Genomic DNA, 14,425 nt, shown 5'->3' on the forward strand with positions numbered 1-14,425 from the left:
TATATAATTTAAAATTATCTGATTATTCTACAACCACTTCTCCAATATCATTTTTTTCTTGTCTGCACAAGCGGACAGTACCGATTTTGCAGCAGTGATAGCGGTTTCGTAGTTTTCTATTTCTTGTACAATGCGCTGCTGCTCCTCAAGCGAAGGTACAGAGATTGAAAAATTTAAAATATGATTTTTATCTCCTCTAGGCATTTTTACTCCTCGTACATTTTTCATAATGTATTCAAAAAATGTGTTCTGCTTCATAGCATAATATATATAACGTGCATTTATTCCTGAAATTGGGCGGAAAACCAGTACATCTGGGGAGCAGCCTCCTTTTTTATTCGAAAACCAAATTTTTTTAAGATAGGGTCGAATATTAGAAACTAAAATATCATTTTCTGCATATTCAATTACGCTATCTATATTAGGCACGCCATTATATACACAAACACCATCACAATTCTGTAACATATTATCTGTACTAATATAATCTTCTAAAGTGATTGCTGAGAATTGTATCCTGTTAGTTGTATATGGGGCAATCCTTTTTAACTGAGCTATTTCTCCTTTTACTTCACTCATCATTTTTTCAATATTCCGTTTGTTTTCTTCAATAGTGTGTTGAGCAACACTGTATTCTTCATCAACTTTTTCACATTCAGCAACAATTTGTTGTTGGATAGCAAGCGGCGGAAGAGGGATTTGAAATTCTGCAATATTATTGGAAAGATTCTGAATATTTGTACCACTACTTTGAGAACGAATTGCGTCGCGCATCGTTTCAGTATTTAGCGTTTCATATAAAAATTGCGGAAGCAAATTTTTATCAAAAACTCTTAAAATCCCCATGAAGCCGCCTGCATAATAAGATTGATTTTCTTTAATAAATGCAATCTTTCCAACATGTTGTTTACTGCCACTTGAAAAACACATAAAGCAATCATTTTTTTTTAATTGTTTTTCTTTATCAAATGAAACCATATCAGATACAAATATTTCTTTTATTATTTCAAATTGCCCTTCAAGCGTAATATTATCTGCTGTTAGAACAATATTTTTTGTTTTCTCTTGTGTTTGATATTTTTTATCAAAAGTAACTCCTCGTATAATACTGACAATTTCTCCCAACTTTACCAGCGGATACTTACTCTTTATTTCAATTTTTTTATCTGCGGTGAGTTTAAGCGCTTTATCAAACTTTACTCGGTTAAAATCAAGCATAAAGTGTAAAGGGATGAGCGAAGCAAATTCTTTTAGATTATCCGGGATTATTACAGGTTTTTTTTCAAAAGCGGTACGGATAAGCGTATTCAGTTTTGCGGTGTCCTCCAAGTCGGAAGGATTAAAAAGCGGTGTTCTAATATGCTGTATGCCCTTATTATGTGCAAGCTCGTCATCTTCTTTTTCATTAGTAATGCCGAGATATTTTATCCCCTCATTACCCTTTGCACCGCTCCATTCGTAGCCTAAAAAAGCTTTCATTTCTTTACTTGCGGCAGGCGATCGTATCACCGCCACCTCTTGCCCGTTCGTCATAGCCAAACAAAAAAACAAAAGCTTTTCCTGTTCAATTTGACAAACCGAATAATAAATATGTTTTTCAAGCTCATCGCTTTGCATTTCTTTTGTATATTTGCCGCTTATCTTCTTTTTTTGAATAGCTTTTGCTTTGGCATCATTTGAAAACTCTGTAATATACTCCTTAAATATTTCATAAGAGCCTAATACTTTTTTCCAATCAGCGGTATAGGTAAAAAGAGCCTTATAATCTTCCGGCTTTACGCCTATATGCGTACAATAGGATTCAAATAGATGATAATCTTCAAAGACAATATCTTTACGTGTATCATTATGAAACCAGCTGTGTATGCGGTTTTTATAATGGTCATCAAGTACCGGATGTGTTTTCTTTTTACGCAAAAAAAGTGTTACCGTATTTGTACCTGTTTGACCGAATGTTCCCGAACCGAATTCCGCAATAGCGATAATATCAAACGTACACAAAATAATTTCACGGCATTTAATATACATACCGCCGTTACTTAAAATACTAGAGGGAAGAATAAGAGCTGCAATGCCTTCATCACACAAAAGCTGTGCCGCACGTTCTATGAAAAACGTTTCTATGGCATTATTTTTAACCGTATCGTTTACGAATTCCGTTAAACGAAAGCGTTTTTTATCGGCAGCGTTTAAGGTTTCTAAAAATCCTTTTACGCTGTACGGCGGATTAGAAACTAAAATGGAATAACTGTTATCTTTGACGCTCTTTTTGCCGGTTATACGTGAAAGAGCATCGGCATAGATAATATTTATATCATCCTGCCCGTACATAAACGCAGCAACTTTAGAAACCTTAGAAAGACGGTATTCTTTTTCGATACCGGTAATTGCCGAATAATATTTCTTTAAATGTTTCTTTTCGACAAATCTTTTAATCTGCTGAGCGTATTCATTTAAAAAATGCCCCGCTCCGCAGGCATAATCAATAACACGGGGCGCTTGTTCCGTTCTGTTTATCATCGTTTGTAAGGGCAAAGATGAAACGATAAAGCGCACAAGCGGCTGAGGGGTAAAAAACTGCCCTTCACTTTGCTTTACTCCCTGATTTAAAAAACCTTCAAATAAATCGCCTAAAAACTGATTTTGTTCCTCCGTTTTTAATTTAATATTTTCAAGCATTTGCACTACTTTTAAGAGGATAACCGCATTTTGGCGGAAAAGATTTTCATTATGTACTTCGATAAAAGAAAAGTCGCTGTTTGTAAAAAACTTTAATTGCTTAAAATATTTTAAAACGGTATCGCGGGTAGCATCGGGATCATTTTTAAAAAGATAAAATGCATTGTATATATCATCATTATCAATGTAGATAACATCTTCCGATAAAAACTGCTCCATACCTATCTTATATAATTTTTGCAGGCGGTCTTGTAAGCTAAAATAATCATCATAGGCAGCGCCTTTCCAATGAAAAGCGAGTTGTTTGGAATTTTCTTTTTCATCAACAACCTTTGCTAAAAATAAATTGACTAATTTGTCAAAAGCATTTTCTCTGCCCGATACATTATGCTGCCGTAAAATTTTTGCAAATTCGTGATATTTTTTCTGCATTGAAGCGTAATCAATTTCTTTTAAATCTCGAGCGGTGTAATTTTTCTTACCTATGTTATACGCTTGCATATCATCTTCAAAAAGCCCTACGGAAGAAAAGTCTTTTTTATATGTTTCTTTCCATACATCAAAAAGCTCTTTGTTGTTTCCAGCCTTTGCATAGCTTTTGGGATTTTCCAAAGTTTCTAAAAGTTTTTCATTATCTTTTACCTTTATCAGATGATATTCGGTTTGTATTTTACCGTCTGCAAAACCACTTGTATAAAGACAGAGAAAACTTGTTGCCCGCTCTTGCTGAAAGTAACTGAAAAGCTGAGCGCCATCTTTTAAAGTTGTCTCCCACGCATGATTAAATTCGTCCCCTTGCGTTTTACATTCAATAATTAAAAGAGATTTTTTTGCTCCATCCTGATCTATTGTCCTGACCCAGATATCCGCCCTTCCGCTTTTGCCCGAATGTCCGAGCTTCCAAAGCGGTTCAAGCTCCATATCGCAAGGTTTATACCCCTTTTCAAGCAGACGGCACACACATTCAAGCACGACAAAATTCTCATTTTGGCTGAAATTCGTCGTTGTATTTGCACCGGTGTCTATTTCAGGAGGATAGATGATTATTTCTTTGGAAAAATCGACTTGAATATCACAATTATGTTGTTCAAAATGCTTTGAAAATATTACATCCGATTGAATAAACCTTAGTTTCTTTAATACTTGCTGAAAGTTTGTTTTTGTTATCATCTGCCTATGCCCTAAATTCTCTTAAAATACCCAACGGTTTTATTATACCCGTTTTATGCAAAAAAACAAAGAGGGCATGATGTGCAGATGTGCGATTTTGATAGTAATTAATTTATAGAAAGAAATACCGGTTTTCCCGGACTCCTTACAAACAAAGAACGGCCGTCAGTTATTGGATTCTTCCCACAATTTTCTATATAGGCCTTCTTCTTTTATCAGTTCCCCATGTGTGCCGCACTGGGCGATGTGCCCGTTTTCGATAACCAAAATTTGGCCGGCGTTGCGGAGACTTGTCAGCTTGTGGGCAATCATGATGACGGTTTTATCTTTGAGCAGTTCCTGTAAGGCTGCTTGTATTTTGGCTTCGTTTTCGGCATCGACATTGGCGGTAACCTCGTCCAAGAGCACAATCGGGGCGTTTTTAAGAAAGGCACGGGCAATCGAAATGCGCTGTTTTTCTCCGCCCGAAAGCCTCAAGCCCGCCTCTCCGATAACCGTATCGTAGCCCTTTTCACTTTGCATAATAAAATCGGTGCAGCCGGCACGCTCAGCCGCCTGATACACTTCCTCCAAAGAAGCGTCTTCCCGGCCGAGTTTGATATTATTCAATATCGTGTCGTTAAATAAAAACACATCCTGAAACACAAAGCTGATATTGTGCAAAAGGTTTTCGTAATTGAGTTCTTTAATATCGGTGCCGCCGATACTGATTTGCCCCTTTTTTATATCCCAAAAACGGGCAAGCAGATTCACAATAGTCGTCTTGCCGCTCCCCGAAAGGCCTGCAAGAGCGGTTACCGTTTTTTCTGGAACTGAAAAGCTGATATTGTGCAGCACCTCTTTTTCGGCGTAGGCAAAAGAAACATCTTCAAATTGAATATCGAAGGTGTGCTGTTTTTGAAGATCGAGCAGCAGGTTCCCTGAAAGGTTTTGCATTTCCGGAACCGCTTTGATGGCATTCATACGGTCGATTGACTGCTGAGTCATTTTAGAAAAGATACTGAAAATCCCCATCGCTTCAATACCGCTGAATAAACCGAAAGAGGCAGTCATCAACAAAAAGATGTGCGCAAAAGAAAGTGTTCCCCGTAAAAAAAGCAGGGCGGAAGAAAAAACTATTCCCGCCGTAACAAGCCGTAAGCAAAACTGAAAAAGAGAACCGACAGGAATATGAGCGAGTTCCGCGCGGATGGAAAAATCCCGTAAATTCTTTACCGCTTCAGCCGTTTTTGAAAACCGCTTTTCCGCCATGTTGTATATTTTAAGCACATGGATCCCGTTGATAAATTCAACAATATCGGCGGTAACTTTTCCGATAAAGTCCTGCCGGTTTATTTTTAATCTGTCTTGCAATGTAGATAATTTTTTGTACATGTACCATACCGGAATAAACAAAAAAGCGGTGAGCAAAAAGATGCGGTAATCGAAGACAAGCAAGACAGTAAGTCCGATAGCAAAAACAGGAATACCCACGGCGATTTTTTCGATAACGACCATGCCTTCAATTTCCAAAAACGCCGCATCGGAAGTAATGGTCGAAACCAAGTCGCCCGTGTTTTTTTCATTGAGAAAGCCGAGCGATACCTTGCGTAATCGTGTTCCTAAGTTTTTACGCTCGCGGCACATTGCCTTATAACCTGCCCCGCCGCGGAAATAGAGCGTAAAGTAACGCAGTACAATTCTGATAAACACCGCTGCCGCCATAATGCCGATGTACCGGTACATAGTGCGGACATCAAGCGTTCCCGAAGCGGCGGGATTAAAAAGCGGTACGGCGTTTACGATTTTAAAGGCGATGATAAAAGGTATCATAATAAAAAAGCCGTCGATAAAACTTAATACAACGGAAAAAACAATTTCCTTTTTTTGATTTTGCATAAGGGCCAAAAAAGCTCGCACCGTTTTTAACATAAATTTCCTCCCTGTCCTTGATAAAGCTTCTTATACACTGCCGAATTTTTTAATAATTCTGTATGTGTACCTTGAGCCTCTACCCGTCCATTTTCCATAACGATGATTGAATCACTTTCTTTGACGGTGGAAAGGTTGTGGTCTATCGTGATGACGGTTTTATTTTTACACAGTTCCTGTAATGAAAGCTGAAGCTGCCGGCGGTTTTCCGCATCGGTGTGAGTAGTCGCTTCATCTAAGATAAGTACCGGTGCATTCCGCAAAATCGCACGGGCAATGATAATGCGCTGCCGCTGCCCGCCGGACAGTTTTGTTCCTTCATTGCCCGCATAAGTGTTCCAGCCCTTTTCAAGCCGTTCGATAAAATCCGAACACTGTGCAAGACGGGCAGCTTCTTTTACTTCTTCATCGGAGGCGGCGGGCTTACCCATTCGGATATTTTCCAAAATACTCATGTTGAATAAAAAAGTGTCCTGCGTAACATAGTTGACATGTTCCATTAATTGAGCAAGAGTCATATCTTTGTAATCGATTCCGCCGATTGTGATAGACCCCTTTGAAACATCCCAAAAGCGGGCAATCAAATTGGCTATTGTTGACTTACCCGAACCGGAGTGCCCGACAATCGCCGTCTTTTCCCCCTCTTTAAAAGTTAGCGATACATCGTGAAGCACATTCCCCTTAGGAGCATTGTTCGCATTGCCGGTTTTATCGGCAGCCGTAATTTCATTGTATGAAAAGCACACATTATGAAACACAATTTGGTTATTCGGAATATGCAGAGCAGCTGCTGCGGCAGTTTCTTCCAATTCGGGAGCGGACAGCACTTCTTCAATCAGCTTTTTACCGTTTCTTATGTGATAAAAGTTGTCCATAAATTCGGTGAACTTTAAAAGCGAAACTCCCAAGCCCTCTGCAATGATGACGGCAAAAAGATAGAGCGGCGCTTCAATCAAACCGGAAGTAAAAAGCAGTCCGCCGACTGAAAGCACGCTCACCGTAATCGACGACAAGAGTACAAAGGCGGGAGCGCTTACAAAATACATTTTGTTGTACAGCTTTAAGGTTGACCTTTCGTAATTGTCGATGGAATCTTCAAACTGAGAATAGGCCTTTGCTTCGGTGCCGAATATTTTGATTTCCTTATTCCCGCGGATATATTCGATAACCCTGCCGTTCATGTTTTCGAGGGTGGCATAATAGGTGTTGGCAAAATCGTTCATAATGCCGATATACATCGGAAGATAAAAAACCAAGGTTGCTGCAGCAGGTACCAAAACGGAAAGAGCAAGCCGCCAATCCGCTGCAAAAAGCATCGCTGTAATGCTTAAAGGGATGAGGATATTCGAGGTGGTTTCAGGCAGTGCGTGTGCAAGCGGAAATTCAAGCCGTTCAATACTATCGATGAGCATTCCATGAAAATAGCCTGCACCCTTGTTCCGCGTAAAACCCAGCGGCATCTTTATCATCTTTTCGGTAAGAGCAAGCCTTATTTTTTCCAAAACGGAAAAGGCTGTCTTGTGCGAAATCGCCGTCGATATGCTGTGCAGCACCAGTTGAAAAGCAAAGGCTGCAATGATAACGCCTACATAAGCCGACACTTCTGCAAGAGAAGTTCCGCCTTTTGCCAAACGCATAAGAAGACGGTGCACCGTGATATACGGCACCATCCCGCAGCCGACCCCCAGCACCGCAAGACTTACGGACACCGTATACGCGGGAATATTCGGCACAATAAAATCTTTAAATCTCATGGTTTGTTTATATATCTTTTTAAAGAAGCTGTCTGCAAAACCGGTAAAAGTTTGTCCGATAGCAATATATTTTGGCTGAGAGTGATAGAGTGGAATAAATTATTACATCAGTTATTGACATTATTCTTGTGAGTGCTTGACACTTACGCACTTAGCAATTTTATCCTTTTTATTTAAGACTTTATGAATCTTACATGGGAGATTGCTATTTTTTTTCAAATATACTATAATAAGCGAGTTTAGGTAGAAAAAACAATGGAAACATTTTATAGAAAGGCATTAGAAGATTTAAACACAAGACATGATGGATCAACTATTTTTGAGGAATTTTGTCATATTATCGTAAGAATAATCTTACCCGATTATCATTTCTCAGCACCTGCTGGCGGAAAAGGAACGAGCGATGGAGGCCGGGACGGATTTGATGCCAATAAGAACGCGAGAATGGCATGTTCTATTCAAAAAGAATATAGCAGCAAAATTAAAGATGAATTAAAGAAAACTTTAAATGAAAAAGAGCTGTTTTTCTTTTCAAATCAAGCAATCAGTGAACTTGACAAGGTAAAATATGAGAAAACAAGCAATATAAAATTACATATTTTTTCATTAGAGGATTTGGTTACAAAAATTAAAGCTATTACTTCTCAAGATGATGAGAGAAAAGTTGATTATTTATTAAGACTTTCCATTGAGTGTTTCGACTTTGTAAAAGATAAACTCCGTTTACATGAAAAAACTATACAAACTACTAACAATGAAATTTATACTTCAAAACTCATGATAGAAAACACAGATACTATTCTAATAACGAAAGACCCTGTCGGAGAATATTTAATTTCACAGTTTAAAACTATAGGATTCTCAAATTTACCTCATTTTTTTCTAAAAGGGCAATGCGGAATCGGGAAAACTTTTTTAATGAAGCAAGCCCATAATACATTATTAAACTGTGCAGAAAAGGATTTAAATTTTAAAGCATTACCTCTTTTTTTCGATCTTAAAGACTTTCCTGATGAAAATTTTAAAATTCCAAATAAAAAAAATATTTTTCTAATTTTTCTAGACGGATTAGATGAAATATCGGAAGAAAATAAAATAACTCTCAGTCATAAAATACATGTTGCTCTCAACGAATATCAGAATATACGCTTTATCATTGCCGGTAGAGATGGGGCCTTCAATATCGAGATTTCAAATGCTGTAAAAAATAATCAGAGTTTAATATTAACCCCATATAATGACCGTTTCGATGAAAAGTTAGCATACTTAATGAAAAAGTATAACGATTCACCTGTACGAGATTTATTAACTATCCCGTTGTATAGAAATTATTTTATAGAACACAACGATCAAAAATTTAATTCTTCGGTTGAATTCTACAAATCATTTGTTTTTAACCAATTGGAAACCGATAAAGAAAAATTTGATGAAGCTGAAAAAATCCCAAAACGGATGAACAGAAAATCAAAAATAAATATTGAGCATCTAGCAAAAAAATTACAAAAATTATGTTACCAATTATTTTGTAAATCAAAATTAATTCTATCAAAACAAAATATAATGGAATATTTTACTGAAGATGAATATCTCTATCTTATTCAATCATCTCTACTTCATTATACTGATGATAATACAATAACATTCATTTCTGCATTTTATTTTGAATATTTTACGGCATGTTTTTTTGAACTAAAATCATATTCAGATATTAAAAAGATATTTTTTATTAATGGCGGAAAAGATATCAATGTGCGACATTTGAATATATTTATGCTGTTTTTAAATATTCTTGATAGAAAATCAAAAGTATATAAAAAAATTTGCATTGATTTAGAGAAGCTCAGTCCGTGTTATATCTTGCTCACAGATTTTGAACTTTTGCCGTCTATAGAACGGTATAAATATTATATTTCGATACTTAATTACTATGATGAAAATAAAAAACACATATATTATACACGATTTTATCAAAGTGCCGATTTACTCGCAAACATACCATCTTTGTCAAGCAAGATGATGATGCTTTTACCTGAAAGTTACTATGAAAAAGCTTGCGCATTGCATATTGAAAAAATTCAAAATTTCTTGAAAAAACCTCATCAAAATACCTTGATGAATTTTGCAAATGCAATTATTCTACTTGGAGTTTATGATCAAAAAATATGGAATGCTTCGCAGCAAAATAAAATAAAAGATATTACCATACCATTATTTCAATTCTTTTTAAATAATCCTCTCGCTAAAAAATTATCAGGGCTGTTATCAGTAGATAGTATTTTATATTTGTATTCAGCTTATGACTGGACAAAAAACTGGAATTTGGAACATTGGAATGATTTTTTTAAGACTGTCAGTACCGACTTCAATAGTTTAGAATCTCCGATAACCGGCGAAAAAGAATTTTCATTTAAGTTGAAAATGTATAATGAATTTCAAGAAAATCCAAATATAAATGTATTATTATATCCTGTTATAACCTATCTATTAAAAATGGAAGCCATGGATACACCTATTGCATCTCCCGTGCCTACTGAACTAGATGATACTTATAACACTCCGATGCTGTCAAACAATTATGATTTATTTTATTTAAAACATAATTTAGAAAATACAAAATTAACTCCCAAAATAATCATAGACATATTTTCTTTTATGGCTGAAAATAAAATAGAAACTTATACAACAACTAATCTTGAATATAGTGATGTCATAAAAATTTTATATCAGAATTTTAAGGAAGTTGCTAATATTCTAGAAGAATATGATTTTGATATAACATACAAAATACTTCTATATCTTTTAGACACAAGATTTCATGCCTTTGATATAAACAACATACATACTATTAACGATACCTTAAAAAAAAGGTATATCAAACGCTTATGTAAAGATATAGTAGGAAGAAAAATAAATTATGTATTCTTAATGCCAAAACTTTTTAGCATACTGTTGGATATAAATGATCAAAAGCAAGCTATAACTTTATTTGAAACATTAAATTGTCCAGACTTTATAGGCATTTACAAAGATGTAGTGTATTCCATAATGTACGATAAAATTCAAACTCATATATTAACATCATATATACAGAATATATATGAAACATCTGATGTGTTTGAACAAGAACGGTTTATTAGAAAGGAAAAAGAAGAAAAACAAAAACAACTTACCTTAAATATAGAAAAAATGACAGCTCAAGAAGAAGAGGTCATGCTCAATAAGGGTAAATTACTGTCAGAAATAGATAGCGTATTTGAATTTCTGGATACGAACAATGCTTTCCATCCTAATGAAACAGAAAGAAGCAGACTTTTATATTTATGTCTTGAGTATATACATGATGAAATTGAACTTGATAATAAAAATACTTACAAAACACCTCCGGTCTTTTCATCATTTGTAATAAATTTTTTATTCGATGTATCGCATAATGATAAAAAGATAGATAGAGAAGCTTTAAAAAAATATATATACAGATGGTTTGAAGCAGATAAATACTATTGGCGTTTTATGTTTTATCTTTATATAAAAAACAACAAACATGAAGAGGCTAATAACTTTATCCGTAATCATAAGCTCTTATACGAAAAAATAGAGAAGAGCATGAAACAAGAAATAACTGAATTTATGGAAATATGCAGTATTTCTGATTTTACTAACAGAGAACTAGAACATCCGCTACTTACTCCTTTTATTTATTACTTGCAAAGCATTTATAATAATACATGCCCTAATTGGTTTGATACAAAAAATATTCTTGTTTTTTGTTTTATTTCATGCTGGTATTTTTCACTCTCTCCCGGAATGAGGATTACTACAGATTTTACTTGCGGAAAATTCTCGAGTATATATGATTGGCTTTCGAATGTATTTAGATGTACTAATAATGATATGTTAGAATACTGTTTAGAAAATTTAGATATAATACAAAGTGATCATATATCAGCCCAATGCATTGATTTTATATTAAAAAATATAGATAACGATAGATTTAAGAATAAAATAGAAAGTCTGTTGTTATCAAAAACCAAACATGAAATTCTTGATTACAAAAAAAAGAACTCTAGTTCTACTGTGAATACAGTATTATCAATCTTTTGGAAAAAATGTAAAAATAATCAATATGTAAAAGCAATTCTTGAAATGCAGCTACTGGATATTGAGCAAATAAATGAAAAAAATAATCATTGTCAAGCAGAAATAGAAAACTATATTATCAAATATGCTTCATGCGAACAAAAGCAAATTCTTATTAAGGAAGTGAAAAAGAAACTTTCCAATGAGAATATCGTCATTTTTTTAGCAAAATTAGGATATAAAAAAGCTATATACATTGAAATTGATAAATATCTTAAAGGCAAAACAATTGATCAAGATATATGGTCTGATTTTGTTTTACCTTTTGGATTTATGAAGAAAAATACTATATTACTCAATGCTTTTATATCACTATTTACTTATTCTATTGCTGAAAGCAATGATAGAAGGCAATGTTTGTTCCGTATTTCATGTAGAAATATTCGACTTCACCTGACAAAATGGAATTTTTTTGTATTTAAAATAAGGACAGATAACCTAATAAAAAAATTACAAGAGGAGAATAAACACTATCAATTTATAGAAAATTTTCAAAAAGAGATGATGCAATATCTCTTTTCAAATAAATAATCAGATTTATTTTGTCGTAAAATTTGCTCTTGGTACCTTTACAGCACTGTAAGTTTTACGCTAATTTTGCCTTGAAACAAACATACCCTATAAGATAAAAAGCATACAAGGATGTATGCTTTTTATCAGGCTTTCTTTTCTTCCCTTTTCCAATCCTCTACTCCATATCCTTAAAATGCCTTTTTAAGATGAGCTTTCCGATATATACGCCTGCAATACCGAAAACGATAGCGGATACTATGCCGATAACGGCGAAGGTTCCGGTAAAATATTTCACATATTCAAGTATCTCTTCTCGGCTCATACCCATTTCCTGCCACTTGGCCAATTCCCGTTCCAAAAAGAAAAGGAAAGGGAACACGCCTCCGGTAAAATATGTAGCCTGTGTAAGTCCGTGACCGATACCGACCGAAAGCGTTTTGAATCCTGTTTTTGCGATAATCACATCGGCTATCAAACCTGCAATGACAACAAAAATTAAACAGTTAATACTTCCCATTCCGGTCAGCGTAAAAAGCGCAACGCCCAAACCGGCAAGCAGCGTCAATACGCCGAATCTCCGAACAGTCTTTACAACAAAAAGAACAATAGGCCCCATCAAAAGTCCCGTCATACCGGGCGCAAATACATGCATAACGGGGATAGTAACGGCTGTCAATATTCCGACTCCATAAATAACGGCTGCATAAATCGCCGCCATTAAACCGATTAAAACAAAATAACTGATTTTCCAGTGATTGGTTTTTGTTTCCATACCTTTATAACCTCTCTTTAAAAATATATTCCAACTGCATCGAGCCGTTCAATTGAAAATCTTCGGCTATCCGTCCGTCTTCCAAAAGAACCGCTCTATTGCAGGTGTTTAAAATGAATTCATAATCGTGCGTGATAATAACGGAGGCGTTTGTCTTGCCCGTTATCGAATCTATTAACGCACAGACATTTTGCATACTACCGTAATCCAAACCGCTTGTCGGTTCGTCAAAAATAGTGAGCCGCTTCTTTTGCAAAAATGATGCGGCGACTACCAAGCGCTGTTTTTGTCCCATCGACAGTGTTGTCGGGTGTTGTTCTTGCAAGGCCGAAAGACTGAGCTTTTCAAGCACTGTTTGTATTAGGTTTTCTTTGTCGGGCAGTGCTTCGTTACCGAGCAGTAAATCATCATATACGCTGCACCCGAAAAGTTGAAAGTCTACATTTTGCATCACGTAACCGGCGGTCTTACTGCGCACCCTTGCAGGGAATGCTCTTCCGTCCAACAAAAAGGTACCGTTCTGTTCCTTTTTTAATCCGCACAGGATTTTCCCCAGCGTTGTTTTTCCGCAGCCGTTTTTACCGATTAAAGCAATCTTGTCTCCGGGATATATCGAAAGATGTATTCCTTTTAAAACCTCAGTGTTTTTCCGATATCCAAAATGAATATCGTGCAGTACAACCAAGGCTTCGTCTTTATGCTGCCGCCGCAGAGCGGGAAGCGTATTGCTGTTGTTTTGAAATAAATGCAAACAGCGAAGACCTTGTTTGTGGAGCTCATCATTACCGATAGTGCGTAACGAATCTTTTTCATATTCCCGTACTATAGACCCGTTCTCCATTACGATGAGCCGGTCGCAGAGTTCTGCCAAATAATGCAGCCGGTGCTCAATGATGAGTATCGTATAACCTTTTGATTTTAGCTGTGCAAGTATTTGTGTAAGCAATTCAACGGATCGATAGTCAAGATTGGAAGACGGCTCGTCCATCAGTACAACGCGCGTGTCCAACATTAAAACCGAAGCGATTGCAATCTTTTGTTTTTCACCTCCTGAGAGTTCCGAAAGCTTTCTGTTTAAAAGCGGTTCCAGCGATAACAGTTTTGTAACACGGTTCAGCCGCTCTTGTATTTCCTCTTTTTCTATACCGTAATTTTCGCACGGATATACAAGGTCTGAAAGTACATCGGTTGTAAAAAACTGGTTTTCGGGATTTTGAAAGACGGACGCTGCAATGTTTGATATATCGCATATACGCATCGATGAAAGAACTTTGCCGTTTAATGTAAGACTTCCGGTTATTTCCCCTTCATAAAAACGGGGACACAGCCCATTCACACAGCGGAATACCGTTGTTTTTCCGCAGCCGCTTTTTCCGGTAATAACAACCAATTCTCCTTTTTTTACGGACAAAGATATATGTTGAATTGCCTGCACCGCCGCACCGTTATACTGATAGCTTACATCATTCAAGTTGATCATACGCGAGGC

Annotated in this window: 6 protein-coding genes; 1 reads left to right on the plus strand and 5 read right to left on the minus strand. The window is 36.0% G+C overall.

Annotated features, from left to right (window positions below; translation table 11 throughout):
• Positions 1 to 27 precede the first annotated feature (27 nt).
• The 3 genes from E4O01_RS10265 to E4O01_RS10275 form a co-directional block, all read right to left on the minus strand.
• Complete coding sequence (locus E4O01_RS10265) at positions 28 to 3,849, minus strand: N-6 DNA methylase (RefSeq protein WP_253692099.1); 3,822 nt, start codon at positions 3,847 to 3,849, stop codon at positions 28 to 30.
• Positions 3,850 to 4,014: 165 nt separating this feature from the next.
• Positions 4,015 to 5,760, minus strand: a complete 1,746-nt coding sequence (locus tag E4O01_RS10270; RefSeq protein WP_253692100.1) for an ABC transporter ATP-binding protein — start codon at positions 5,758 to 5,760, stop codon at positions 4,015 to 4,017.
• Positions 5,754 to 7,514: an ABC transporter ATP-binding protein gene (locus E4O01_RS10275; RefSeq protein WP_253692101.1), complete on the minus strand. Its 1,761-nt coding sequence runs from the start codon at positions 7,512 to 7,514 to the stop codon at positions 5,754 to 5,756. Before E4O01_RS10275 ends, E4O01_RS10270 begins: the two co-directional genes overlap by 7 nt.
• Before the next feature lie 255 nt (positions 7,515 to 7,769).
• On the opposite strand from E4O01_RS10275, the gene E4O01_RS10280 reads away from it, so the two are divergent.
• Entirely contained in the window at positions 7,770 to 12,182 is a 4,413-nt protein-coding gene (locus E4O01_RS10280; protein ID WP_253692102.1) for an NACHT domain-containing protein, read from the plus strand.
• 157 nt (positions 12,183 to 12,339) lie between these two features.
• On the opposite strand, the gene E4O01_RS10285 is transcribed toward E4O01_RS10280, so the two are convergent.
• Complete coding sequence (locus E4O01_RS10285; protein WP_253692103.1) at positions 12,340 to 12,936, minus strand: MptD family putative ECF transporter S component; 597 nt, start codon at positions 12,934 to 12,936, stop codon at positions 12,340 to 12,342.
• A gap of 4 nt (positions 12,937 to 12,940) precedes the next feature.
• Positions 12,941 to 14,416: an ABC transporter ATP-binding protein gene (locus E4O01_RS10290; RefSeq protein WP_253692104.1), complete on the minus strand. Its 1,476-nt coding sequence runs from the start codon at positions 14,414 to 14,416 to the stop codon at positions 12,941 to 12,943.
• Between the last annotated feature and the right edge of the window lie 9 nt (positions 14,417 to 14,425).

Origin of the sequence: Treponema sp. OMZ 790 (assembly GCF_024181285.1) — a bacterium.
Taxonomy (GTDB): domain Bacteria; phylum Spirochaetota; class Spirochaetia; order Treponematales; family Treponemataceae; genus Treponema_B.

Coding starts and splice junctions, on each gene's coding strand:
- E4O01_RS10265 (WP_253692099.1), bottom strand. CDS start 3,849: ATGATAACAAAAACAAACTTTCAGCAAGTATTAAAGAAACTAAGGTTT.
- E4O01_RS10270 (WP_253692100.1), bottom strand. CDS start 5,760: ATGTTAAAAACGGTGCGAGCTTTTTTGGCCCTTATGCAAAATCAAAAA.
- E4O01_RS10275 (WP_253692101.1), bottom strand. CDS start 7,514: ATGAGATTTAAAGATTTTATTGTGCCGAATATTCCCGCGTATACGGTG.
- E4O01_RS10280 (WP_253692102.1), top strand. CDS start 7,770: ATGGAAACATTTTATAGAAAGGCATTAGAAGATTTAAACACAAGACAT.
- E4O01_RS10285 (WP_253692103.1), bottom strand. CDS start 12,936: ATGGAAACAAAAACCAATCACTGGAAAATCAGTTATTTTGTTTTAATC.
- E4O01_RS10290 (WP_253692104.1), bottom strand. CDS start 14,416: ATGATCAACTTGAATGATGTAAGCTATCAGTATAACGGTGCGGCGGTG.